Origin of the sequence: Streptomyces sp. NPDC002619 (genome assembly GCF_042889305.1) — a bacterium.
Taxonomy (GTDB): domain Bacteria; phylum Actinomycetota; class Actinomycetes; order Streptomycetales; family Streptomycetaceae; genus Streptomyces.
The window spans coordinates 192,520-215,211 of the sequence record NZ_JBIAQV010000011.1 but is presented as its reverse complement, the minus strand read 5'-3'; the positions used below and the strand labels follow the sequence as shown (position 1 = coordinate 215,211).

General features: G+C 70.2%; 19 protein-coding genes and 5 pseudogenes. 10 read left to right on the top strand and 14 right to left on the bottom strand.

Annotated features, from left to right (window positions below):
- Positions 1-187: 187 nt before the first annotated feature.
- A pseudogene (locus ACFYXB_RS20240) lies at positions 188-325 on the top strand (2-hydroxyhepta-2,4-diene-1,7-dioate isomerase); the annotation flags it as partial.
- A 147-nt stretch (positions 326-472) separates the two neighbouring features.
- A complete protein-coding gene (locus ACFYXB_RS20235; RefSeq protein ID WP_351358086.1) occupies positions 473-1,192 on the top strand; it encodes a GntR family transcriptional regulator in 720 nt (239 codons plus the stop codon).
- Between the two features lie 109 nt (positions 1,193-1,301).
- Here ACFYXB_RS20235 and ACFYXB_RS20230 read toward each other — a convergent pair whose 3' ends face one another.
- The 5 genes and pseudogenes from ACFYXB_RS20230 to ACFYXB_RS20210 form a co-directional block, all read right to left on the bottom strand.
- Entirely contained in the window at positions 1,302-2,753 is a 1,452-nt protein-coding gene (locus ACFYXB_RS20230) for a carboxylesterase/lipase family protein (protein ID WP_389584097.1), read from the bottom strand.
- Positions 2,750-3,781, bottom strand: a complete 1,032-nt coding sequence (locus ACFYXB_RS20225) for an alpha/beta fold hydrolase (protein ID WP_389584095.1) — start codon at positions 3,779-3,781, stop codon at positions 2,750-2,752. The genes ACFYXB_RS20230 and ACFYXB_RS20225 overlap by 4 nt, the downstream gene beginning before the upstream one ends.
- Before the next feature lie 10 nt (positions 3,782-3,791).
- Positions 3,792-5,081: an esterase/lipase family protein gene (locus ACFYXB_RS20220; protein WP_389584092.1), complete on the bottom strand. Its 1,290-nt coding sequence runs from the start codon at positions 5,079-5,081 to the stop codon at positions 3,792-3,794.
- 568 nt (positions 5,082-5,649) lie between these two features.
- Entirely contained in the window at positions 5,650-6,390 is a 741-nt protein-coding gene (locus ACFYXB_RS20215; protein WP_389584089.1) for an SDR family oxidoreductase, read from the bottom strand.
- A gap of 185 nt (positions 6,391-6,575) precedes the next feature.
- Positions 6,576-6,677 (bottom strand): annotated as a pseudogene (locus tag ACFYXB_RS20210) (IS630 family transposase); the annotation flags it as partial.
- Positions 6,678-6,921: 244 nt separating this feature from the next.
- Here ACFYXB_RS20210 and ACFYXB_RS20205 point away from each other — a divergent pair.
- Positions 6,922-7,851: a UTP--glucose-1-phosphate uridylyltransferase gene (locus tag ACFYXB_RS20205; protein WP_351358101.1), complete on the top strand. Its 930-nt coding sequence runs from the start codon at positions 6,922-6,924 to the stop codon at positions 7,849-7,851.
- 415 nt (positions 7,852-8,266) lie between these two features.
- Here the strand turns inward: ACFYXB_RS20205 and ACFYXB_RS20200 are convergent, their stop codons facing one another.
- The 4 genes from ACFYXB_RS20200 to ACFYXB_RS20185 are packed head-to-tail and all read right to left on the bottom strand — an operon-like array spanning position 8,267 to position 11,875.
- Entirely contained in the window at positions 8,267-9,205 is a 939-nt protein-coding gene (locus ACFYXB_RS20200; protein ID WP_389584087.1) for a hypothetical protein, read from the bottom strand.
- Positions 9,202-9,687: a hypothetical protein gene (locus ACFYXB_RS20195; RefSeq protein WP_389584084.1), complete on the bottom strand. Its 486-nt coding sequence runs from the start codon at positions 9,685-9,687 to the stop codon at positions 9,202-9,204. Before ACFYXB_RS20195 ends, ACFYXB_RS20200 begins: the two co-directional genes overlap by 4 nt.
- Positions 9,687-10,913 (bottom strand): macrolide family glycosyltransferase, encoded by a 1,227-nt coding sequence (locus ACFYXB_RS20190; RefSeq protein WP_389584081.1) that lies wholly within the window; start codon positions 10,911-10,913, stop codon positions 9,687-9,689. Before ACFYXB_RS20190 ends, ACFYXB_RS20195 begins: the two co-directional genes overlap by 1 nt.
- On the bottom strand, positions 10,910-11,875 hold the full coding sequence (locus ACFYXB_RS20185) for a patatin-like phospholipase family protein (protein ID WP_389584078.1): 966 nt from the start codon (positions 11,873-11,875) through the stop codon (positions 10,910-10,912). Before ACFYXB_RS20185 ends, ACFYXB_RS20190 begins: the two co-directional genes overlap by 4 nt.
- A 266-nt stretch (positions 11,876-12,141) precedes the next feature.
- On the opposite strand from ACFYXB_RS20185, the gene ACFYXB_RS20180 reads away from it, so the two are divergent.
- From ACFYXB_RS20180 to ACFYXB_RS20160, 5 genes and pseudogenes are all read left to right on the top strand, one after another.
- Positions 12,142-12,342, top strand: coding sequence for a hypothetical protein (locus ACFYXB_RS20180; protein WP_389584076.1), 201 nt, complete (start codon positions 12,142-12,144; stop codon positions 12,340-12,342).
- A 349-nt stretch (positions 12,343-12,691) separates the two neighbouring features.
- Positions 12,692-12,911: pseudogene (locus ACFYXB_RS20175) on the top strand (cupin domain-containing protein); the annotation flags it as partial.
- Positions 12,912-12,963: 52 nt separating this feature from the next.
- Positions 12,964-13,335: a DUF5133 domain-containing protein gene (locus ACFYXB_RS20170; protein WP_389584074.1), complete on the top strand. Its 372-nt coding sequence runs from the start codon at positions 12,964-12,966 to the stop codon at positions 13,333-13,335.
- 8 nt (positions 13,336-13,343) lie between these two features.
- The gene (locus ACFYXB_RS20165; protein WP_389584071.1) at positions 13,344-13,685 is read left to right on the top strand and encodes a 3-hydroxyacyl-CoA dehydrogenase NAD-binding domain-containing protein; all 342 of its coding nucleotides are present in this window, start codon (positions 13,344-13,346) and stop codon (positions 13,683-13,685) included.
- Positions 13,676-14,113: pseudogene (locus tag ACFYXB_RS20160) on the top strand (SAM-dependent methyltransferase); the annotation flags it as partial. The gene ACFYXB_RS20165 and the pseudogene ACFYXB_RS20160, both read left to right, overlap by 10 nt.
- Positions 14,114-14,143: 30 nt before the next feature.
- On the opposite strand, the gene ACFYXB_RS20155 reads toward ACFYXB_RS20160, so the two are convergent.
- On the bottom strand, positions 14,144-14,422 hold the full coding sequence (locus ACFYXB_RS20155; RefSeq protein ID WP_389584069.1) for a hypothetical protein: 279 nt from the start codon (positions 14,420-14,422) through the stop codon (positions 14,144-14,146).
- Here ACFYXB_RS20155 and ACFYXB_RS20150 point away from each other — a divergent pair.
- Positions 14,421-14,954: a hypothetical protein gene (locus ACFYXB_RS20150; RefSeq protein ID WP_389584066.1), complete on the top strand. Its 534-nt coding sequence runs from the start codon at positions 14,421-14,423 to the stop codon at positions 14,952-14,954. The two genes, ACFYXB_RS20155 and ACFYXB_RS20150, sit on opposite strands and share 2 nt — an antisense overlap.
- A 510-nt stretch (positions 14,955-15,464) precedes the next feature.
- Here the strand turns inward: ACFYXB_RS20150 and ACFYXB_RS20145 are convergent.
- From ACFYXB_RS20145 to ACFYXB_RS20135, 3 genes are read right to left on the bottom strand one after another with little or no spacing between them, the layout of a single operon-like run.
- Positions 15,465-16,592 carry an XdhC family protein gene (locus tag ACFYXB_RS20145; RefSeq protein WP_389584064.1) on the bottom strand — a complete coding sequence of 376 codons (1,128 nt, stop codon included), beginning with the start codon at positions 16,590-16,592 and terminating at the stop codon, positions 15,465-15,467.
- Between the two features lie 48 nt (positions 16,593-16,640).
- Entirely contained in the window at positions 16,641-18,959 is a 2,319-nt protein-coding gene (locus ACFYXB_RS20140) for a molybdopterin cofactor-binding domain-containing protein (RefSeq protein WP_389584062.1), read from the bottom strand.
- Positions 18,956-19,456: a (2Fe-2S)-binding protein gene (locus ACFYXB_RS20135; protein WP_388506101.1), complete on the bottom strand. Its 501-nt coding sequence runs from the start codon at positions 19,454-19,456 to the stop codon at positions 18,956-18,958. Before ACFYXB_RS20135 ends, ACFYXB_RS20140 begins: the two co-directional genes overlap by 4 nt.
- 204 nt (positions 19,457-19,660) lie before the next feature.
- Here ACFYXB_RS20135 and ACFYXB_RS20130 point away from each other — a divergent pair.
- Positions 19,661-19,813 (top strand): annotated as a pseudogene (locus tag ACFYXB_RS20130) (RHS repeat domain-containing protein); the annotation flags it as partial.
- A gap of 333 nt (positions 19,814-20,146) precedes the next feature.
- Here ACFYXB_RS20130 and ACFYXB_RS20125 read toward each other — a convergent pair.
- Complete coding sequence (locus ACFYXB_RS20125) at positions 20,147-22,666, bottom strand: CehA/McbA family metallohydrolase (RefSeq protein WP_389584059.1); 2,520 nt, start codon at positions 22,664-22,666, stop codon at positions 20,147-20,149.
- Positions 22,667-22,692 lie beyond the last annotated feature (26 nt).

Genomic DNA, 22,692 nt, shown 5'->3' with positions numbered 1-22,692 from the left:
GCCGGACCGAAGTGGCCGGGTGTCCGGCCGTGGCCCCCACGCCTCTGTACTTCTGCGCGAAAGGAATCCCGTTGTCCCCGGACCCCGCACGGATCACCGACGGGTTGGCGTTTTCGGCGGCACGGCGGTGAACGCCTACTGGCTGCGCGTGCCTTGACGCCGCCGACGCCTGCGCCACACAAACACGGTCCTTCCTGCCGGCACCCCGGCCGGCGTGGCACTGGGCCTGCCCGGCACTCCCTACCTCCGCACCGGCGACACGGCCGAGCTGGAGATCGACGGCCTGGGGTGGCAGAGGCAGGTCTTCGCCACGGTCGAGGCCTGATCGCCGAAGCCGAACGCAGGATGAGCCCGGGCTGGGGGCCACGGGCACCGGGGTGGCCGCGCGACCGAGGCAGAGCCGGGCAACGCCCTCACTTGGGTAAACTGCTCTCGTCCCGACACCCCTGGAGCAGCAGGAGCAGGAGAACGGATGTCGCCGCATGACAGTTCCTCTGCCAGGGCCTCGGAGTCCGAAGGAAGAAGCCAATCCGCCGGTCCTGGTCGCCAGGTCCTTTCGGACAGCGTCTACGAGCAGATCAAGGCCATGGTCATGGACCATGAGATCGCCCCTGGCGCACGCGTGGGGATCGAGGCGCTGTCGCGTGCTCTCGGCGTCTCGCCGACGCCCATCCGCGAGGCGCTGGCCAGGCTCGAGTCCGACGGACTTGTGGTGAAAAGGTCGCTCTCCGGGTACCGGGCGACCGAGTTGCTGACCAGCGAGGGCCTCGAGGAGCTCTTCGAAATGCGGCTTCTCCTGGAACCGAGAGCGGCGGCGCTCGCCGCCATCAACGCCGCCGAGGAGCAACTCGACTCCATCGAGCGGCTCGTGGAAGAGATGCAGATTCATCCGGGGCCGACGGGGCGGTACGCGGACTACCGCGACTTCGCCGCTCTCGACCAGCGGTTTCACGACGCGATCGCGATGGCCTCGCAACGTCCGCTGCTCGTCGATGCGGTGGAGCGGCTCCACTCCCATCTGCATGTCTTCCGACTCAGAAGTGCCAGGAGCGCCGACGACCCAACGCTGGCGGAACACGAACGTGTCGTACGCGCGATACTGCGCCACAAGCCCGACCGTGCCGCGGAAGCCATGGCGGAGCACCTCACACGCAGCCTTCAGCGCCAACTCAGCCAGGACCCGGGGTCCTGACCGGCGGCGCGGAGGCCCGGCACCTGCGCCGCCGGGGCGAGGCCGCCTCCGTGGCCGCCGACACCGAAAGGCGGGCGAAGTCCGGCTTCAGGCAAACACCGTTGCCGTACTAGCGCACACCTTCCCAGAGCAGGCGTTCCTCCCTCCGTGGGTCGTCCTCCGGAGCGGGGTCGTCGGCGAAGACCATCGTCGTGCGGGTGGTCGTGTCGTACGCGGGCCAGCCGGGGTCGCCGGTCTTCGCGAAGGAGACCCACGCTGCGTGCATCGCGTCCGCGAGAGCCTGGGGTGGGTGGGTGCCGAGCATCGGGGCGTACGACGGGTCGTGGAGGCGGTCGAAGACGAAGGCCAGTTCCAGGGCGTGGCATGCGCCGAGGCGGCCGCCGAACCGCGGGGAGCGCCAGGCGAATTCGTACAGGTGCGAACCCGGGACGGACTCGGCCAGACGGATGGCGGGGATCCGGTAGAACCAGTCCGTCGCCACCGCGTCCAGGAGCTCGCCCGGGGCGGCGGTGGGGCGGGTGGCGCGGTAGACGGGGAGGGCCTTGTCCGGGTCCACGCCGTAGGCAGCCGCCATGGCGCGCAGTCGCGGTTCGGGGAAGGCCTCGAGGCGCTCTGTGGGAACCAGGAAGAGCCGGTACTCCTCGTGGTTGCTGCCGATCAGGAGGTCGACGCCGCAGTCGGGGCCGGGAAGGGCCGGACCGACGGTCACCGGTTCGAAAGGCATCATGTTGAGCGCCGCCTCGCCCCACAGGGCCGGATCCGGGAGGGCGCCCACCTCGGCGCGGAGTTCGGCCTGGGCGGGAAGGAGGTCGGTGAGGGGGACTGCGGCGAAGGCCTCCGAAGTCGGCTCGATGCCGAGCTTCGTGGCCAGGCGGGCCGCGATCAGGACCGCCGAGGACGGGCGGAGGAAGTGGTGACAGCCGCCGCTCTGCAGGATCGCCCGGCGGAACAGGCCGCGTGCCGAGCCCGTGGCCAGCAGGACGCCGATGCTCATGGCGCCCGCCGATTCACCGAAGACCGTCACCTGATCGGGGTCGCCGCCGAAGGAGGCGATGTTGGCGCGGATCCAACGCAGGGCGGCCAACTGGTCCAGGAGACCGCGGTTGTCGGGGACGCCGGGAAGATGGAGGAAACCATCCGTGCCCAGGCGGTAATTGAGGGTGACGCAGACGACCCCGTCGCGAGCGAAGGCGCTGCCGTCGTACGCCGATGCCGAGCCCGAGCCGTTGGAGAACGCCCCGCCGTGCAGCCACACCATCACCGGCAGGCCGGCCCCCGGCCCCGGGGCGGGGGTCCAGACGTTGAGGTTCAGACACTCCTCACCAGGGATGACGTCCTCCGGGATGAGGGCGTCGAAGGGCGGTGCGTAGGGCGCGTGCGGCGCCGTCGGACCGTAGGCCGTGGCGTCCCGTACGCCTGTCCAGGGCTCAGGGGGACACGGTGCGCGAAAGCGAAGAGGGCCAAAGGGCGGGGCGGCGTAAGGGATGCCCAGAAAGGACGCCACGCCGTCCGCGGACAGGCTGCCGCGCACGGCGCCCAGCTCAGTGGTGCATACCGTCATGCCGACAGGATTCCCAGCAGTGCCGCGCCGAACTCCTCGGGGCGTTCCAGGTGCACGGCGTGGCCGGCGCCGGCCACGGCGACCTCCCGTACCGCTCCGCCGCTTGTCGCGTAGCGGTTCAGGACATGGCGTGTCTGCGCCACCATCGGCTGGGCCGGGGTCCCGTCCCAGCCCGGCACCGCGCCGATCGAGCCCAGGTGTGCGAGGTCGAACATCGAGGTGTCCGAGACGATCACGTCGTCCTCGCCGCGTATCCACAGCACCGGCGGCTTGGGGTCGATCAGATGCAACTCGTCGATGCGGAAGCAGAGCGGCGAAAGGCAGTTGAGGACCCCGCGGGTGCCGGGTGCGACGCCCGGCCAGACGGCGGACGCCACGCTGTCGCCCGGGTAGTGGTCGTCGCCCGTCCGCGTGGTGAGCATGGACGTGACGTACTCGTCCTCGTGCTCGGGGCGCCATGGCGGCTTGACATAGCAGTTCGCCAGGACGGAGCGGGGTGAGAGCGGGGAGTCCTCACCGCGGTCGCCCTTGGCGAGCCGCGCGACGAACTCCGGGTTGGCCGTGCCGCCGCCCGAGCCCGCCCCGTCCTCGGAGTTGAGGGTTCCCTCCACACCGTGCGTACCGCCGAAGCCGTACGGGGAGACCGGGTTGACCAGGGTCAGGGAGCGCACCGCGGCCGGGTGGTCGCACAGGTACTGCATGATCACGCCCCCGCCCATGGACCAGCCCACCAGGTGTACCCGGTCGAGCCCGAGGGCCACCAGCAGAGCGGCGAGGTCGTCGGCGTGGTCGCGCAGGCCGCGCGTCGCGTCGATGGGCAGCGGGTCGGTGCTGCCGAAGCCGCGCAGGTCCAGCGCGATGGGGCGGTAGCGGTCCGGGAGGAGGGGCAGGATGGTGTGCCAGAAGGCCGAGGAGGAGACGTTGCCGTGAACGAAGAGGACCGGTTCGCCTTCGGCCCGGATCTCGGTGATCCCGACGGTGAGACGATCGGTGGGCACGCGGCGGGTACGGATGCTGCCTGTGGTCATGCGGGGTCCTTTACGAGAGCCAAGTGGCGATCTGGGCGGCGGCCGAGTTGTTCCATCCCAGCTCGAGGTGGTTGGCGCCGGCGATGGTGGCCGTGCCGCCGACCGTGGGGATGCCGGTGGTGTCGAGCGCGCTGGCGATGAAGACGACACCGTCGCTGGGCCCCCGGTTCTCGTTGAAGATGCCGAGGACGTTCGGGGATCCGCCGGCCAGCAGGTAGGTGGTGACGGATGCGGGTACTCCGGCGTTGTGCAGCGGCGTGATCAGTGAGCCGGCGTCGATGGCGGCCTGGATGCCGCTGCCCGCGGTGTAGAAGCCCTGGCCGCCGTAGTACGTCGTGTACCAGTCCTGGGTGGCGCCGTCGACTCCGTACACACTGTCCCAGCGGGCCAGCATCTGGCGTTGGCCGGGGTAGTCGTCATGGCCGCCGGAGGGCGTCATGGAGAACTCGGGGTGCGAGGTGTACAAGCCGTAGCACGTCATGTGCGAGTGCGGGGAGGGGGCGTTGACCTTCCCTCCACACTCGGGCCAGATGGAGAAGTCGTGCGACCAGCCGTGGGCGTACGGGTAGTCGTAGCCGCCGTTCGGACCGCCGACGGTGATCAGCCTGCGTACGTCGCCGGCGTACGCCCGTCCCCAGCTCGGCTTCAGGGACGACACGTATGCGCGGGTCGACATCTCGCCCTTGCTCCAGCCGACGAGGTCGACCTTGCCGACGCCCAGCTTCGCCTTGATGACGGCGATCGCGTCGCCGACGATCTGCGCCTGCATCAGGTTGTCGCCCTGCTTGTGCGCGAAGCCGACGGCGAAGACGCGGTGGCCACGCCCGGCCAGGTACTGCATCAGCCCGGTGGACGGGCAGGACGCGGTGCCGCAGCCGTAGCCGCCCGCCTCACCCGGATTGGCCCAGGCACGGTCCGCGGTGTCGTTCGCGCCGTGGACGAGGAGGACCGGCGTGGTACGGGTGCCGGTGTTCCAGCCGGGGGCCGAGTAGAGCAGGAAGCGGCCGGAGTACGGGCGTAAGACGCCGCCGAAGTACGTCACGCGCTGTCCGTCCTGGTCGCCGCGGCCGTCCGGCGGGTAGCCCTCGGCGCGGAATCCGGTGGTGGTGTCGAGATAGCGCTCTACGCGTTCCCAGCCGTTGGTGACAGTGCCCGCTGCGTAGCTCGCCTCGAGGGTGAGGTAAGGGGGCGGCTCGGCGGCGGACGCGGTGCCGCCGGCAGCCGGCAGTCCCGCCACCACCGCCATCAGGAGAGCGAGCAGCAGCCGCCACCGGCCTTCACGGCTGCGTCTGTATTGCATGTCCTGGCCCCCTCGCCCACGCTTCACGCCGTTATGCGGCGCGGCGCACACGATAGGCAAAAGGTGCGTGGGAGGGCATGTGTGCGGACGCCACAAGGGAGGCGGGGCGTATGGGGCCGCAGCCTGGCAGTCCAGGATCTCCGCCCGAGAACGGAGCTTTGGTTCTGGCGGGAAGGCCGGTCACCGTTGGCGAGCCCGTCGAGCTTCTTCTGTGCTGCTTCCTTGTCTCGTTGTGCCTCGTTGATCCACTGGGTGACGACGGCTGGGTCGACAGCCGGAGTTCGCCCCTGCGCGACCATGACCGTATTGCCAGCGGTCAACTCCCCCTCGGACACAACCACTGACGGTACGCACGCCGTAGCGCCAGGATTGACCTGTGCGGATCTTCTCGGCAGGCCTGCCATTCACTGGTCGCGGAGGACTCTGTGGGCCGGGTCAAATCACTGATTGCGGCCTTCCTGCCAAGGCGTGGGGAGGAGAAGACGGACGGCGGCTGCGGCCACGAGTGCGCTTTGGCGGCCGTCCGGAAGGGATGTGCGTGGGGAGGCCGTCGCCGCGTCCGCGCGCGTCAGCGCTGCGCGAGCCACGCGCTGAAGGTCGTGTGACCGATGTTGGCGCCCGGTTCGGGCAGAAGCGCGCGTCTCCCCACTTCGGCGGCGAAGAGCCTGGCGCGCGCATCGGTGACAACACTTCTGGCGTCGCCCTTGGCGGCGAGGAGCTTCGCCGTGAGGTCGTCAAGGCGGTACTCCTCGGGGCCGGCCACCTCGAGTGTGCCGAACAGTGGCAGTCCCACAGCGACATGCGCGACCGCAGCGGCGATGTCGTCCGTCGCCACGGGACGGACCAGCGCAGGCGCGACGTGGACCCCGTCCGGGTGTGTGTCTGCGACAGCCATGGCCTCGAGGGACTCGAAGGACAGCGCAGCACGCACGATCGAATGAGGGATCGGAGACTTTCGTACCTGGTACTCCTGCAATTCTTTCGCGAGGAAGTAACCCGACCGCAGCCGCTCGGCTCCCACCACCGACAGGACCACGTGATGCTCGACGCCGGCCGAGGCCGCCGCGGCCAGGAGGTTGGTCGTCGCGGTGCGGAAGAACCGCAGACCGGCTTCCTCAGTGCGCGCCGGCGCATCGGTGAGGTCCACCACCACCTCAGCCGCCCGCAAGGCCTCGTCGAGACCGTTCCCTGTGATCACGTCGACGCCATGGCGGCGTGAAACGGGCACGACCTGCACCCCGTTTTCACGGAGCCTGGCAACCGTGCTGGAGCCGATCAACCCTGTGGCCCCTGCGACAACCACTCTCATCTGGATCCCTTCCCATCGAGGGGTCATCGACCCCGTGTACGTCGTGGTGACGGTGAAGTCAGCAACGTGCACTACACACGACAGGACTCGCACCACTGTTGTGACACTGAGCGGAGCAGCCTGAAAACAGCGACCTCCGTCACACATGTCACCTGCACTCGGTCCATTCATGACAGCGCCCCTGTCGGGCGCTTCTGCACGGCCCCGCCCGAGCCTGCGGTGGGCCGGATCCCGAGCGGGCCGAACGCGTCGAACACGAAAGCCCTGTCCGGGTGGCGCTGAAGGACTGGAAGACGGACAGCCGGACCGAAGGGGCGCTCGGCCGCCCACCGGTCGGTGCCCGTTCCGGTGCCGTGCCGGACTCCGCAGTGGGCGAGGTCCGGCGAGCCGCAGGCGCGGGCCTGGCCGGGTAGGTGTCGTGGTCCAGCAGCGATCGGCGAAATGGACGATCGGCAGGGGCCGCGGTGGGCGTTGGTAGCGTCAAACATGTGCCGTGCCGCCCGGTACGGTGTGCCGAGCGAGAGAGACGTGATGTCCCCGACGATTCGCAGGGCCGTGATCCCCGCTGCCGGACTCGGCTCCAGGCTGCTGCCTCTGACGAAGGCGATACCGAAGGAGATGCTCCCGGTCGGCGACAAGCCAGTCATCGAGCACACCGTGCGCGAGCTGGTGGACTCCGGCATCACCGACATCACCATCGTCGTCTCCGGCGGCAAGAGCCTCATCCTGGACCACTTCCGCCCCAACCCCGCCCTCGTCGAGCAACTCCGCAAAGACGGCAAGACGGCTCACGCGGACGCGGTCGAGGAGGTCGCAGAACTGGCCCGCCAGGGTCACATCACCTACCTCGACCAGTACGGCCCGTACGGCAACGGCACCCCTGTGCTGAACGCTGCCCGTGCCTTCGGCGACGAGCCCGTGCTGGTGCTGTGGCCCGACGACGTCTTCGTGGCCGAGATCCCCCGCGCACAGCAGTTGATCCGCGCGTACGAGCAGACCGGCTGCCCGGTGCTGGCGCTCATGCCGATGGACCCCACCGACTCCCAGCGCTACGGCGTGCCCATCGTCAAGGAAGACCTGGGGGACGGCCAACTGCGCATCGCCGGCCTGGTCGAAAAGCCCAAGCCCGCTGCCGCCCCGTCGTCGTACGCGGCCATCGGCGGCTACGTCGTCACCCCCGGCATCATCGACGAACTGCGCGAACAGACCCGCCGCTGGTACGAGCACAGGACCGGCGAGATCTACCTGACCGACGCCATCAACGCCTACGCCTCCACCCGCGCGGTGTACGGGCAGGTCATCAAGGGCCGCTGGTACGACACCGGCAACCCGGCTGACTACCTGGTCGCCCAGATGGCGTTCGCTCTTGCCCACCCGGAGTACGGCCCCCTCCTGCGAGGCCTGGCCGCCGGACTCGACGTCGACCGTGCTGCCGCCCTCCAGGCGGAAACCGACGCCTGACCTGCCGCTTTCCGTCTGGGGCCGCCCGCCCGCAGCGAGCGGCCAGGACAGAGAGCACCTCGTGGTACCTCAACGCGTTTTCGAACCCGTCATGGATCAGCACGACATCTTCGAGTGAGGTCGGCGGCTCCACCGCCAGGACGTGGCACAGAATGACGATGCCGGCCGGTTGAGCGGACACCGGCGTGAACGCCGGTGTCCGCTCGGGCTGCGCAGTTCCGGATGGCGGCCGCGGCCCCGTGAGGGTCGTCTCCCGCGGGCCGCGGCAACGGGCGGGTGGCGGCGTCGTCCGGGCAGGGGCTCCCGCTCCGTTGCTCAGTGCCTCCTCGTGATTCGGCCGACGACGTCGCGGCGGAGACGCTCGACAGGGTCGACTTCGCGCCGGATTCTGCGCTGCCCCCTTCGGTCGGGGCCCTCATGGCAACGCGTTTTCTGTTGCCGCGGTCGCGCCGTGGTGGGCGCGGATGAGCGTGATCACGGCGTCGGTCGTGCGGTCGAGGTAGCTGCGGCCATCGGGCAGGTGTTCCTCCGGGCTGATGTAGCTGCGCGGCCCGATGTGGGTGGCTGGATCGAGCCGATGCACGGTGATCTTCCCGGCGCGGCGGGCGCGGTTCCATCCGCTACGGCGGAACAGGCGCCAACGCTGAGGGAAGATCCAGGTGCCGACCCGCTCGATCCGGTCGCTCGCACTGGTGAGCCGATACACGTGCTCGACGTGGGTGAGGTCGTTGGCGCCGTTGTGGAACCCGCCGAGCGTGATCACGATGAGCGGGGAGCGTAGCCGGGTATGCAGTTCGTCAACGGCGCCGGTGGCGACCTGGGCGCCCCCGCTGTAGCTGAGCAGCACCACGGGGATGCCGCTGTCGGGCTGGTAGCCGGCGAGCCGGAGCTGCGCGGCGATCTGGGAGCCGACGGCCCGGTTGTACAAGGGGCGGTACCGGTGGTCGGCGGCGACGAAGGTCTGCATGACGTTGTGCAGGAACAGCAGCAGCCCGACGTGGCGGCGCAGCCACGACCACCCCGGCCGATCGGCCAGCGGGTCGGCCAGCGGCGAGTAGGGCTGCACCTGACCCAGCACCCGCAGCTCCGGCGCTCCGGCGATCAGGGCCTTGACCAGCCGGCCGCCGTCACGGGTGTCGCTGACGCGACGTTTCCCGATGCCGTCCAGGTAGACCAGGTAGGCATCCGGGGGACGGTCGGCGGCCGCACCCCGGGCATACGGCACGCCCTCCGGGAGCTCGGTGTTAGTGGCCCGCCAGCCGGCGCTGTAGACCAGCACCTCATAGCGGGCCAGCAGACCTTCGGCGAGCAGAGCCGGCCCAAGCGCGCAGACCGAGAGCAGGAAATCGTTCATGTGATCGGCTCCGGCGCCTCGGTAGCACTGATCCTCACGACCAGACGCCGAACGGCCTCCACAGCGACACCCAGGCCCACCCCGGCGACGGCCACGTAACCGGCGGCGGCCCACCAGCCCAGCCCGGTCGCCGCTGCGAGCGTGCCGGCCAGACCGGCCCCGACCCCCACGAAGAGCAGCAGGTGGAGCAGGGGCCCGAGCAGCGGGAACGCAAGGACGGCAGCGAGCACCAGCGGGGCGACGAGGCCCGGTGTCCATACCAACTCGCCGCCTGGCGGTGGAGACGACAGCACCAACTCGGCCAGGTTCCATGCGGTCAGCGGCCACAGCGCGAACACGGCACCCTCGACGACGCCGGCGGCCAGCAGCAACCCGGCCACAAACGTCCGCGACATGCCAGGCCGACGTGTCACCAGCGGCAGGATGCGCCCGGCGGCCTCCGACAGCCCGGCCAACAGCAGCAGGACGACGACAGGTGACATCACTCAGCTCGATGTGACGGATCGACGGGAACCGACTGACGGACCGAGCCGGCCGTATGCAGGTACCGCTCGAGTTCGTCGGCAGCCCGCCGATATCCACCGGCCTTGTGCTGGGCGGCCTGCAGGGTGGTCGCGGCTGCCTGGAACCCGGGGTCGTGGAGCAGGCGTCGGGCGAGGGCACGCACGGAGCCCTTGGCGACGTCCTGGGTACGGATCGACAGGCCTGCGCCGAGTTCGACCACGCGACGGGCCACGATCGGCTGGTCGGCGCCCTGCGGGACCACCAACATCGGAACCCCGGCGTACAGGGCCTCGTTGACGCTGTTCATCCCACCATGGGTGACGAACAGCGCCGCGCGGGCCAGCACCTCCGGTTGAGGCACGAAACGGCGGGCGAGCACGTTGGCGGGCAACGGACCCAGCGTGTCGGGATCGGTCTGCCCGGTGGAGACGACCACGGTGCCGCCCAGCGGGGCGAGCGCGGTGGCGAAAGTGCGCAGCAACCGCGCGTCGGCGTTGAACACCGTGCCCAGCGAGGCATACAGCACTGGGTCCTGGAGCCGATCGGCCGGGAACGACGGGTCGATTGGGCGGGCGCCGATGCTTGGGCCGACGAAACGGTAGGACTCGTCGAAATCCTCGGCGGCGGGCTGGAACACCCGCGAGGTGTAGACCAGATTGAGCGGCTGGCGGATGTTCCCCAGGTCGAGCAGTGGCAACCCTCGCGTGTCGAAGCGACGGTGCAGCTCCCGGCGAGACCGCAGGTAGCCCTGGACGCTGCGGGGCCGGTTCGTCGCCGCGGCGAGTAGGTCCCACGAGCCGCGGGTGGGGCTGGGGACATGCCGGTTGAAGGCAAACGTGGTGAACGACGACGCCGCAGGCACGTCGAGTTCGCGGGCGGCGACTGCGCCCCACAAGCAGGCGTTGTCGTGGACGATCAAATCGGGTCGGACGCGGCGCAGGTCGGTGAGCATTGCGGGCAGCAAGCGGACGGCAGTGCGCGCGAGGCCCTCCATCAGGCTGACCGGCGTCGGCGGATCGGGGAGCGGCTGGTCGCCCCCGGGGTAGAGACACACAGTCGCGCCGGTGGCCGCGATCTCCTCACGGAACGCGGGTGAGGTGTGGTAAGTGACAGCGTGGCCGCGCCGAACAAGCTCGGCCACGACCGGCAGCGTCGGATTGACGCGCCCATGCATGCCAATATTGAGGAACGTGATGCTACTCACAGGCCTGCCCCTGGTATGGAAGAAGTCGATGCGTCGCCCGGACTTGCGGACGTCGCCGAAGGGTCGTTGACCCGATACAGGCCCGGCCCACTGATGCGCAGCCCGTCGAGAAAGCGTCCCGCCGTGAGGGACGCGGTGCTGATCAGCCGCTGGGAATGGCCGAAGTCCCACGGGGCGGGCCAGGCCTCGATGCCTGTTGGCAGCACGACGGTCGGGATGTACGTGGACACCTCATGCAGATCACGCTCGATCTGATGGCGCAACAGCAGCAGCCCGGCCCTGGCGGCGATCGCACTGGCACGTCGGCGCGGATTGATGGGGCGCAGCGGCGAGCTCTCCGGCCCGGTCGCCACCACCACCACGCTGGCCGCCCCAGCCTGCAGGGCTGCCAGTACCGGGACATAGGCGACCACTCCGCCGTCGACGAGCGTCCGGCCCTCACGATCGACCGGGGGCAGCATCCCGGGAATGGCTGCGCTGGCCAGCAGGGCGGACTCGAGGTCTCCGTGGTCGAGCAGCGCCGGAGCGCCGGTGCCCAAGTCCATGGCCACCGCGGTGAACGGGACCGCCAACTGCTCCATCCGCGACGGCAGCCCAGCCCGAGCGATCAGTCGACGCAGGCCGCGGTCGGTGAAGATGCTGGCCCGTGAGGACGGGTAGCCGAGGGGATACACCTCACGGCGACGCAACTGGGTCCACACGTGGTCCAGCCACCGCGCGGCCCTGTCGGGGTGGGCGGCCGCGATGGCCCCGTTGAGGGCACCCACCGAGGTTCCGATGATCATGTCCGGCACGAATCCGCGTTGCTCCAGCGCGTATCCGAGACCAACATGCGCCGCACCGAGCACGCCACCGGCGCCCACCACGACGGCGACGGGACGAGGGAGTGCGCGCAAGCCCGCCGACGGGTCTCGGGTCGACTGGGTCGGCGAAAGGGAACGTGTCCCCTTGTCTCCCGTCATGTCCGACACCCTCCATGGTCACGACCATGCGCCGAGTCGCCCCCGCTGAAGCCAGAACGTGCCGACGAGGCTGGACTCCGGCGACAAGTGACCCTCATGATCCAACTCTCTCCTCACGCATCGGGCTGGCATCACTAGGACCGGGCTGCGACCCGATGTGTGACGCTGTCGGCCGGGGTGGTCGTGTGAAGCCGTCAACTGGGAACGGTGACAACGCCCGGCACGTGTCAATGGCCACCGTCGGGGAGCAATCCGGGGCGATCCGCATGCTGTTGCAGCTGCTCAGCCTGGCCGCCACCGATCCGGAGCAGTGCGGCAACCTCGCTGCCGACACCGTCGAGGTCATGATCGGCCCGATCGCCGCGGCCTACCTCCGGCTGGGGCACCCGCCACAGCAGGCGCGGCCAGGGCCACGCCGCCCGTCTCCGGCCTGCGCGGATTGTGCCAGGACCGCCTGGTACCCATGACGTCGCCCGTACCGACACGGCCGCTCGCCGACTCATCAAGGACGCAGTCGCCGCGGCCGACTGACGCTCGCCGCGAATGCCCTGTCCGCAGGCGGACGACGGACGGTGCGTCACAGATACGGGTTGTGCCTTGTCTTCAGTGCGAAGCAAGTCGTGTGAGCCCGGAGTAGACGAACACGGTCACCGCCGAACGAGAGGTCGGTACACCGGCCCAGGAGGCGGTGGCCGACGCGAGATCGTCCATTCCGGGCAGGCCCACGGAGGTGCAGCACAGTGTCGGAGGGGGACTCAGTGGACGGGACCGCCGAGCAGGAGAGTCCGGCGATGTTCGGGCCCAAGGTGCTGGCAGCTCGACGGTGAGCCGGAGCGCGTGATCAAGGCCAGTGAGACGTTGTGGGAGTCGGGCGGTGACGTGATCCACCATCAGACGGCGACGCCCTGTCGGACGCGCCGACCGAGTTCGTCGTGACCACTCTGTGCGCGCCGGGTCGGCCGATGCTCACGCTGGTCGACGACGAGGAGCTGGAGAAGCGGGCCACCTGCGCGCCCCGCGTCCCTCCGCAGGCTGACCCGCGAGTTCGATACGGGAGGCGGACCCGGCTCCGACGGCTGGACGGCTTCGTGCGGCTCGCCCTGCGAGGTCGGAGCAGACGCGCTTCCCCCTTGTTCGCTTACACCACTTGGCGAAACGCCATCAACATCGAGAGAGAGGGCCTGGCTGTGCTCATTCCGGATCCCAAGGTCGTCAGAGGGCTGCTGACCCGGTACGCGACCCTGCAGATCGCGCTCGCCGAAAGGGAGACGCTCGAAAGGGCACGAGAGTCTGAGGACGTCAGTTACACGCTGTGTGTCTTGATGGGAACCCGGAGCGTGCACGAAGCCATAGCGGTCGGGGACGCGCTGCTCGTGGCCGGGACCGGGTGGGAGAGCGTCCAGGAGCCGACGACGGTAACGGGCCGCCGGTGGCGGTCTGAGGCACCACGACCGGCCTGACCGTCCACGTGAGTGACCCGCGCCCCGACCCCGCCGAGGCCATCAACACCGCGCCGGCAGAGTTCACCCCGCACCTTTCCGCCCTGGGCCTGAACGTCGAGGGCCTGGTCGACCGGGTCCACATCGCGGCCGACGTCACCGAGGCCGTCCGGGACGCCGACGCCGTACGGGAAAGCGGCCCCGAAAACGTCGAGTTCAAGAAGCATCTGTTCGCCCGGCCGGTCCGGGAGGCCCCGCGGCACGCGCTGCTGCTGAGTTCGTCGTCGGAGATTCCGGCGACGGCCTTCACCGGGGAGCTCGTGCGGGCGAGTACACCAGCGAGGACGCCGTCCAGGCGGCTGTGGAGCTGATCGACTTCGATCGCCCCGTCGGCGTTATATTCAGCGCCATCCTTCACCACGTCAACGACGAGGAAGACCCAGCTGGAATCGTCCGCTACTGGCGCGACCAGGTGCCCTCCGGGAGCTACTTCTTTATCAGCCACTTCCGTTCCGGCAACAACCCGGAGACAGCGGAGGCCGAGGGAGTCCTCCAACAGACTTTCGGCCGCGGTCGGTGGCGCACCGACGAGGAGATCGAATCCCTGCTGGATGGCCTGGAGATCCTCGACCCCGGGATCGTCCCCGCGTCTCTGTGGCGTCCTGACGTGGTTGACGGCCCGTGGCACAGCGGCGGCGAACGGGAACTCACCGTCTGGGAGCGTCTCATCGCCGCCGGGTTGGCCCGGAAGTCCAGTCAGCCGATTCCTGGCCTACGCCGACAGCGGTCTCAGAGGTAGAGCTCGGCCTGCGCCACCACGACCGTATCGTCAGTGGTCGAATCCCCCCTCGGACACAATCACTGACGATACGGAGTCGAGGGCCTCGACTTTACGGTCGGTGTCGGCGGCGTGGACGCGCTGTGCGACGCCGAGGGCAGCGAGTTCGCCGTGGATGCGCCGATACCCCCGGGAGCTGTTCTCGCGGGCCAGGGCGACGCTGTACGTCTTCGCCGTCATCGAGCACACCAACCGCCGCATCCGCGTCCTCGGTGCCACCGCACACCCCACCGCGGACTGGGTCACCCAGATCGCTCGGAACTTGGTCATGGATCTCCAGGACGCCGGCGCCACCGTCACGCACCTGATCAGGGACCGCGACAGCAAGTACACCCGCGCGTTCGACGCCGTCTTCGAGGCCGAGGGCATCGAGGTCGTCACCACCGGCATCCGCGAGCCCCGCATGAACTCAATCATGGAGCGCCGGGTGCAGACCCTGCCGACCCAAGCCTGCCGCCGACCACCCGGGGGGAGATCGGTTGCAGTATCAGGGGCGTTGGCTCGTGTCGCGGCTCCGTACTCGCCAGGCCTGCACCAGCAGGAAGAGTCCGATCAGCGCAACCACCGCGCCCAGCACGGCGTATTGGCCGTGGCCGGACATGCCCGAGCCGCCCATCGCACCCGTGCCCTGCGCGATCCAGACCGCGCCGAGGACGACGAGGATAATCCCGCCGATACCACGGACCAACATATTCGCTCCATTCTCCGCACCGGTACGACTGTCGCGGTACCCCGCGCGTCCATCATTCAGCTTGGTCCCATTCGGTGCGCCAGGGGCGGCCGAAATTCTTACGAATCGTGAACGTCGTACCGGCTGGTGCGCCGATGGCCCTGGGGTCCCGGTACGAGATGGGAGCGGACAAGGCAGGGTTCGGGCTGGCGCGGCTTCATCAGTGCCGGTGAGCTTCGTGGTGGACAAGGAAACCACCCGCGAAGACACCACCGGTGCAAGGAAGTTCCGGGCAGACCGGCTGGCCGCGAAGGTGCCGAAGCGGAGCTGGCAGAAGCTGTCCGCCGGGGCGGTCGCCAAGGGCGGCAACTCGGTTGGTGGGTTCCTGGGCACTGGCCGTGTAGCGATGGGCGGGGGGCTGATTCTCACGGGCCGACAGTCGTGCCACCTGGTGGATCTTGCAGCGCGAGAGATCGCCCGAGGCCTCACCGGCGCCCACTCCCGCGGCTCCGGGAGATCGTCGGCAAGGACATCGGGCACCGCCGCGCAACGTCTGCGAGCCGCACGGGCGTGGTTCCGGGCGGCCCCGCAGGTGCAGGGGTCGCCCGGAACCACATCGGTCGGCGGAACTTTTGCCCCAGGTCACATCGCCGGTACGACCAGGGGCTGCCGGGACAGGGTGTCCGGGTGGATGGCTCCGCTCGTCCGGCTGAGCGGCATCCCGCTGCCGCCGTGCCGGCCGCCGACGATCTCGGCTGCTATCGACAGGGCGGTCTCCTGCGGGCTGCGGGCCCCGAGGTCGAGCCCGAGCGGGCTGTGCAGCCGGGCCAGTTGCCCCTCGTCCAGGCCGACGGCACGCAGCCGTTCCAGACGGTCGCGGTGGGTCCGGCGCGACCCCATGGCGCCGACGTACGCGACCGGCAGGCGCAGTGCCTGTTCCAGCAGCGGGACGTCGAACTTCGGGTCGTGGGTCAGGATGCAGATCACTGTCCGCTCGTCGACGCAGGTGCCCGCCAGGTAGCGCTGCGGCCAGTCCACGACGACCTCGTCGGCCTTCGGGAAACGGGCCGGGGTGGCGAAGACCGGGCGTGCGTCGCACACCGTGACCCGGTACCCGAGGAACGATCCCACCTCGGCGAGGGCGGCCGCGATGTCGACCGCGCCGAACAGCAGCATGCGGGGGCGGGGCACGCTGCTTTCCACCAGCAGCCTCACCGGGCCGGCTGCGTCGGCGGCCGTGAGGGAGCCCGTGGTGCCCATGGCCAGCAGGTGGCGGGCCTGGCGGGCAGCGTCCTGGTCGAGGGACGCCGAACCGAGACTTCCCAGATCGTCGTGGCCCGGACGCAGTACGAGCGCCCGGCCCCGGTCGGCGGCCGGTCCCTCCACCGGGCGGACCAGCGCCACGGCTTCCCGGCGTGCCGCCGCGGCGAGGAACGCGGCGATCTCCGGACGTGCGGCGGGGTCGATCCGCTCGACCAGTACCTCGATGCTGCCGCCGCAGGTCAGGCCGACTGCGAAGGCGTCGTCGGCGGAGAAGCCGAACCGATCGACGACCGGCTCCCCGCTGTCGAGGACCTGTGTGCACAGCTCGAAGACGGCACCCTCCACGCACCCGCCCGAGATGCTGCCCAGGACTGCGCCGTCGGCGTCAACGGCCAGTGCGGCCCCCGGTGTCCGCGGTGCGCTGCCGCCCACCGCGGACACCGTCGCCACTGCGAACGGCCGCCCCTGCCGGGACCAGTGATGCAGTTCCTCAGCGATGTCCAGCACGGGGCGGCCACCCCCTTCCGCGGGCCGGCGGAGCCGGAGTGCGGGCCGTCACTTCTGCGCCCCCCGCAGCTTGTCCGGGGTGATGGGGAGTTCCCGGATGCGTGTGCCGGTGGCGTTGAAGACGGCGTTGGCGATGGCTCCGGCCACGGTGCCGATCGTCGGCTCTCCCGCGCCGAGCGCCGGCTGGTCGGGCCGGTCGATGAGGATCGTCTCGATGGTCGGGACCTCGTTGAAACGGATGACGTCATAGGCCGCCCCAGCGGTGGCGGACTGCCATGTCAGGGAGGTGATGCGGTCTCCCGTGTAGTGGACCTCCTCCTTCAGGGCCCGGCTGATCCCCTGCACCACGTTGCCCTCGATCTGGTTGCGCAGACCGTCGGGGTTGATGATCAGTCCGCAGTCGTGTGCGACGACGACCCGGTCGACGTGGACCTGCCCGGTGGCCGGGTCCACGTGCACCTCGACGTACGTGGCGACGTAGGCGTTGACCACCTCGTACTGATGGAACGCCACTCCGGCGCCGGTTCCGGCGCCGCCCTCGGGGCGTGCCTCCCAGGTGTCCAGCAGTGCTCGGCACACGGCGAGCGCCCGTGGATCACTCAGGGAGCCGAGGCGCAGGTGCAGCGGGTCGTGGCCGCCGGCGTGGGCGAGTTCGTCGAAGAACGACTCGTTGGCGAAGCTGTTGGAGAAGCCGCCGAGCGACCGCAGGGCGGTGGTGCGGGGTATCCGGTAGGTCAGCGGGGTGCTGGGGGCGGCTGACGTCGGTCCGGTGGTCTCGAAGCTCTTGATCAGCCGGGCCTCGACGCGCTGCGGGAAGTCGTAGGTCACCGGTGCGTTGCGGCCGGAGGTGTCGACCGACGTGGCGGGCAGCGGGTCGGGCAGCAACCCGGAGAGCGCGCCGGCCAGGAGCGTGCCGGGGTTGGTGGCGGTGGGGCGGCTGTTCGCGGTGGGGGCGTAGATCAGGTGCGACCAGGCGGTGATGCCCTTGTTGTCGAGGGCACCGGTCATGTCGTGGGCCTGCGCGCCGCCGTAGGGCTCCCAGCCGTGTTCGTCCTGCCGCGTCCACTGCACGCGCACAGGAGCGCCGACGGCGCGGGAGAGCAGGGCTGCGTCCGCGGCACAGTCGTCGACACCGTCGTGGCCGTAGCAGCCGGAGGACTCCTCGTAGATCACCCGGACCGCGGTGGTGGGCAGGCCGAGCAGCCCTGCGATCGCTCCGCGCAGTGCGGTCACGTTCTGGGTGCCGGACCAGACGGTGGCCCGTATGCCGGTGGCCGGGTCGGGTTCGCTGCGGATGTCGGCGACCGCGGTGGAGGCTCCCATGGTGCCGTGCATCTGGAACGGGGTGAAGTACTGCGCGGTGACGACGGTGGATGCCGCGGCGAGCACCGGGGCGACGCCGTCGTCCTGCTCGACCACGGTCTTGTAGTGGTTGACGGGGTTGCGCAACGCCGTGGGCAGGTCGGCCTGCGGGATGAGCGCCGGACCGTCGCTCCAGGTGACGGTGATACCGGTGGCCGGGTTGGCGGCTCGGGCCGCGGCCCACTGCGTGGTGGCGACGACACCGATGAACCGGTCCTGCTGGACGACGTCCACGAACCCCTCGATGGCCCGGGCACGGTCGAGGTTCCCGATCACGGGGTTGTGTGAGTTGCGGCCGGGGGGACGCACGACCCGCCCGTGCAGAGTTCCGGCCGGAGCGACGTCGTGCAGGAACCGGAAGGTGGCGTCCAGTTTGCCGGGCAGATCGACGCGGGGCTGGCTGGTGCCGACGACGTTGTAGTCGCGGGGTTCGACCAGGGGTGCGGTCGTGTCGAGAGGCAGGACGCTGTTGCCCGTCCTGAGCAGTTCGGCGTAGGTGACACGGTGGCCCTGGGCCGAGAACGCGCCGTCGGAGGCGCGGAGTTTACGCGGGTCGACGCCGAGTGCGGCCGCCGCGCGGCGCCGTAGTTCGGCGAACGCGGTTGCGGCTGCCTGACGCAGCTGCACGCCGCCGTTCTGCACGCTTTTTGAACCCGTCGTGCCGCCCTGGCTGACGCTGAGCAGGGTGTCGCCCTGCACGTAGTGCACGTCGCCGACGCCCAGACGCAGTTCTTCCACGACGATCTGCGTCAGCGAGGTCTGCACGCCCGTGCCGAGTTCGACCTTGCCGCTGTAGACGGTGATGGCTTCCTCGGTCAGGACCAGCCACGACTGGGAGGCTTCACCGTTCGGGTCGTCGACACGGACGAGGCCGGGATCGCCGCCTCCGTCACCGGCGGTGGTGTCCGCGGCGGCGGTGCCTGTGCCCGCCAGGGAGAACCCGACGGCGATGGCACCCGCTCCGAGGAGGAAGTGGCGGCGCGTGGGTGCTGCGGTGGTGCTCATCTGACCATTTCCTTCGCTGCGCTGCGGATGGCGTCGACGATGCGGGTGTGGGTGCCGCAACGGCACAGGTAGTTGCGCGTGTTGTCCGCGGATGCCCCGGACAGGAAGTCCTCAACCTCTTCCTTGGTCGGCACCGCACGGTTGCCCGCGGCGATCCGGGCCTCCAGCCAGCCGAGGGATCCCATGACCATGCCGTTGACGCAGAAGCCGCACTGGGCCGCCTGCAGGGCGACGAAAGCGCGCTGCAGCGGATGCGGCTCGCCCCCGTCGGCCAGGCCGTCAAGGGTGCGGATCTCGGACTGGTCGGGCACCGTGTGCATCTGCTGCACGCAGGACCTGGAGGGTGTTCCGTCGAGCAGTACCGTGCAGGCGCCGCACTGGGCGATGCCGCAGCCGAACCGCGGACCCTGCTGACCCAGTCGGTCTCTGAGCCAGTACAGCAACTGCTCTGAGTTCTGTGAACTTCCGGTGCCGGTCGACTGATAGTCAGCCTGCACTGTCTCCCCGTTCAGCCGAACGGTTCGTGACCCCATAGCACAGCCTTCTTTGCGGGAACGCACTCTTGGTTTGGAACAGCGCCGGCGGCGCCGTAAGGAGTACGGACATGCTTGGGTGAATGTTCAATCACCCGGGCCGTGTTCTGTTTTTTCTCGGTACAGCCCGTTCCTCTCGACTGCCGCCTTTGCTGGATTTGTTGACGGATGTGCCGATCGGGTCGAGAGGCGGGCGCCCGGGTCGTCGGGTTTCCGGCCGGGCGGCAGAAGACCATGACCGCCCACGCCGGCAGTGCCTGGTCCTACACCTACGACCTTCATGGCCGCCGGACCAGCGCCACCGACCCCGACACGGGCACCACGCAAACCCACTGCGCCGCCGTCGACCAGGTCGAGTGGACCCAGGACGCGGATGACCGCAAGCTCGTCCACCCGTACGACGTACTGGACCGGAAGGCCGACCTGTGGCAGATCGACACCACCGCCGCGGCCGCCGACAAAGGCCCAGTTCACGACCGGAATACGGGCTCCCGGAGCCGCCGTCGGACTGACAGTACGTCAGCCTGCAGCTTCGGTGGGAGCACGCCAGTCGACCCGATCGCAGCCGAGCGCCGGCCTCGGCCAGGGCCGGCGGTGTGCGGGCGGTGTGTGGGGGACGCCCCGCGCGGTGCGGCGCGCGGGGCGTCCAGGCGGTCAGAGCAGCGAGGACAGGTAGACCTGCTGCGTCCGGTCGCGCTGCGGGCGGGTCGCCGCGCGGTCGCTGGCGAAGACGACGACACCGCGGTCCAGTGCGGGCCAGGTATTGTTACCCCGCGTCGTGACCTGCTCCGCCGCCGACCAGCCGGTTCCGGTCGTGAGCGTGGCGGTAAAGACCTTCCACCGCCAGTCCGCCGCGCGGGAGTCGTACCAGACCGCGCGGACCGCGCCGTCGGGGTCGCAGCTCAGCACGGCCCGCTGGCTCATGGCCTGGGGCGCCAGGGCGACCTGCTCGAACGGCGTCCACGTCGTCCCGCCGTCGGTGGAACGGCTCGACCGCAGCTGCAGGTTGGCGCCCGAGCTCTGCAGCGCGCCGCTCTCCCAGATCGCGACGACCGTGCCGTCGGCGGCGATGGCCAGACCCGGGTGCCGGTCGGCGCGGTTGGTCACGGCGCTGACCTGCACCGGCGCTCCCCAGCTGCGCCCGGACGCCGTACGCACCGCCGCGAGGATCTGCCAGTTGTCCGGGTCGGTGCCGCCGCTCGCCGGCTGGCCGGCGGGCGGGGTGTGGCCCGTCCACAGCGGATCCGGGTCGAAGCGGTCGTCCTGCCAGGTGACCACGGCACGCCCGTCCCCACCCACGGCGATCGCGGGGAACAGGGAGGCCGGGAAGCGCGGTGACCGCGCGTCCTCCGGCGTGCCGGCGCTGGTCGTCTTGCCGGCCGCGGAGATGTTCACCGGGGTGCTGTCGACACCGATCAGCTGCGCGAACACATCGAACGCACCAACGGAGTTGTCCGCCCACGCCACCAGCGGGTACGTCCCGTCGACCAACGCCAGCGCCGGCTGGACGGCACGGCCGACGCCCGAACTGAGCTGCCGGGGGGCGGAGAACGAACGGCCGCCGTCGGTGCTGTTCGCCAGCAGGATCACCGGCCGGTGCGGCTGCTCCTGGCCCAGCTCGTCCTGCCAGACCACCCACACGCGCGCGCCCGACGCGACGACGCGCGGGGACCGGGCGGTCGCGGAGTCACCGGACAGCGTCAGAGCCCGGGTGAGCTTCCCCTTGGCGCTCCGCCGGAGGTAGACCACCTTGGTCGCCTGGTTCTCGTGGACCTCCGCGACGATGTGCGTGAACTCCTCGTCCACCGCCACGTCCGGGAACCCGGCGAACTCCCCCTGCTCGCCGACAACCAGCTCCGCCGGGTCGGCGGTGGTGTCCGCGACCGGCAGGGGGATCTCCGGCGTCGGGTCCGCCGGCGCACCGACGGACAGGAAGATCGGCGTTGTGGCGCCGCGCAACTGGTCGGGGAGGCCGGGGTTCGCGTGGGCGCCCGAAGGGCTGCCGGGGGAGCGCGCTTCGACGCGGTACCAGGTGTGGTCCGCGCCGGTGAGCGCCAGCGGCACCTCGTAGGTCTCGTCCGCGGTCTGTGGGGTGAACGTCTCGACCGGGCCCGCGGAGCGGCCGGGGGCCGCGTACAGGTGCACGGTGGTGCCCTGGCCGCCTTGGACCCTCACCCGCAGCGCGGCGCGCTTGTGCAGTCGGTGGTCGCGGACCACGACTTCGTCGCCGCCGATCGCCTCGAACTCCCCGTCCCCGTCGACATCCGCCTCAAGGGTGAGGAAGGGGCCCTGGATGTTCTGCGAGACCGTGGTGTGCCCATTGCGGAAGCCATCCAGGATGCCCTGCACGGAACGCTGCGGGGCGAAGACGCGCGTGGTGGGCTGCCCGGGCCCGGCGATGCCCCACAGCTCACGGAAGTGGCAGTCGCTGGCCGCGGAAACGCCGAAGCGGAAACCCGCGTTCCAGCGGTTCTCCGCGTAGTCGATCTCCGCGTCCGGGTCGCTGGCGACGTTCAGCACCTCGACGAGGTTCGCGCCCTGGACGCTGGCGTTGTCGTTGACGCCGGCGGCCGGGGTGTACTCGCCGTCGTCGGGGTGGGCCTGCGACCAGATCGCGTCCTGGGCGTGCACGTCCCAGACGGACTGCTGCACATGCCGGAAGGCCGCCGAGCCGGCCGGGTTGGCGCCGTCGACGACGACGTCGACCGCGCCGAGGACGACGGCGTGCGGGGAGCCGTTCGCCTCCTCTCCGGGGACCAGCAGCAGGGCCGACGACTCCCACTGGGGATCCCAGTGCTGGTCGTAGGTGCGGTGGTCGGTCAGGGGCATGAAGTCCAGCCCCGTCCGCTCGCCCTGGCCGATCTGGTCGCCCACGGGCAGGTTGCCGGGCTTCGTCTGCTTGGACGTCTGCCGCGGCAGGCTGCCGTCCGAGGAGTGGTCGTCGTGGACGTGGGTGTCGCCCGCCAGCCACTGACCGCGCCGGCCCCCGTGCCATTCGAAGCCGCCCGTCCCGGCCGCTCTCGCGGCGGGCACCGCGCCGTCGGTCGGGGCCGCCGCCTCGGCGGTGCCCGCGCCGATACCGGCCACTGCCACCGCGGCAGCGGTCCCGACGACGAAGGTCCTGCGTGTCAGTTCGCCCGAGTCGGTCCTCCCGGCAGGTTCGGACGATTCCATCGATATTCCCATCAGTGCACGCCTTT

What these genes read in the sequence shown, in the direction of transcription:
- ACFYXB_RS20235 (WP_351358086.1), top strand. Translation starts at nt 473, where the DNA reads ATGTCGCCGCATGACAGTTCCTCTGCCAGGGCCTCGGAGTCCGAAGGA.
- ACFYXB_RS20230 (WP_389584097.1), bottom strand. Translation starts at nt 2,753, where the DNA reads ATGACGGTATGCACCACTGAGCTGGGCGCCGTGCGCGGCAGCCTGTCC.
- ACFYXB_RS20225 (WP_389584095.1), bottom strand. Translation starts at nt 3,781, where the DNA reads ATGACCACAGGCAGCATCCGTACCCGCCGCGTGCCCACCGATCGTCTC.
- ACFYXB_RS20220 (WP_389584092.1), bottom strand. Translation starts at nt 5,081, where the DNA reads ATGCAATACAGACGCAGCCGTGAAGGCCGGTGGCGGCTGCTGCTCGCT.
- ACFYXB_RS20215 (WP_389584089.1), bottom strand. Translation starts at nt 6,390, where the DNA reads ATGAGAGTGGTTGTCGCAGGGGCCACAGGGTTGATCGGCTCCAGCACG.
- ACFYXB_RS20205 (WP_351358101.1), top strand. Translation starts at nt 6,922, where the DNA reads ATGTCCCCGACGATTCGCAGGGCCGTGATCCCCGCTGCCGGACTCGGC.
- ACFYXB_RS20200 (WP_389584087.1), bottom strand. Translation starts at nt 9,205, where the DNA reads ATGAACGATTTCCTGCTCTCGGTCTGCGCGCTTGGGCCGGCTCTGCTC.
- ACFYXB_RS20195 (WP_389584084.1), bottom strand. Translation starts at nt 9,687, where the DNA reads ATGTCACCTGTCGTCGTCCTGCTGCTGTTGGCCGGGCTGTCGGAGGCC.
- ACFYXB_RS20185 (WP_389584078.1), bottom strand. Translation starts at nt 11,875, where the DNA reads ATGACGGGAGACAAGGGGACACGTTCCCTTTCGCCGACCCAGTCGACC.
- ACFYXB_RS20180 (WP_389584076.1), top strand. Translation starts at nt 12,142, where the DNA reads ATGCTGTTGCAGCTGCTCAGCCTGGCCGCCACCGATCCGGAGCAGTGC.
- ACFYXB_RS20150 (WP_389584066.1), top strand. Translation starts at nt 14,421, where the DNA reads ATGGATCTCCAGGACGCCGGCGCCACCGTCACGCACCTGATCAGGGAC.
- ACFYXB_RS20155 (WP_389584069.1), bottom strand. Translation starts at nt 14,422, where the DNA reads ATGACCAAGTTCCGAGCGATCTGGGTGACCCAGTCCGCGGTGGGGTGT.
- ACFYXB_RS20140 (WP_389584062.1), bottom strand. Translation starts at nt 18,959, where the DNA reads ATGAGCACCACCGCAGCACCCACGCGCCGCCACTTCCTCCTCGGAGCG.
- ACFYXB_RS20125 (WP_389584059.1), bottom strand. Translation starts at nt 22,666, where the DNA reads ATGGAATCGTCCGAACCTGCCGGGAGGACCGACTCGGGCGAACTGACA.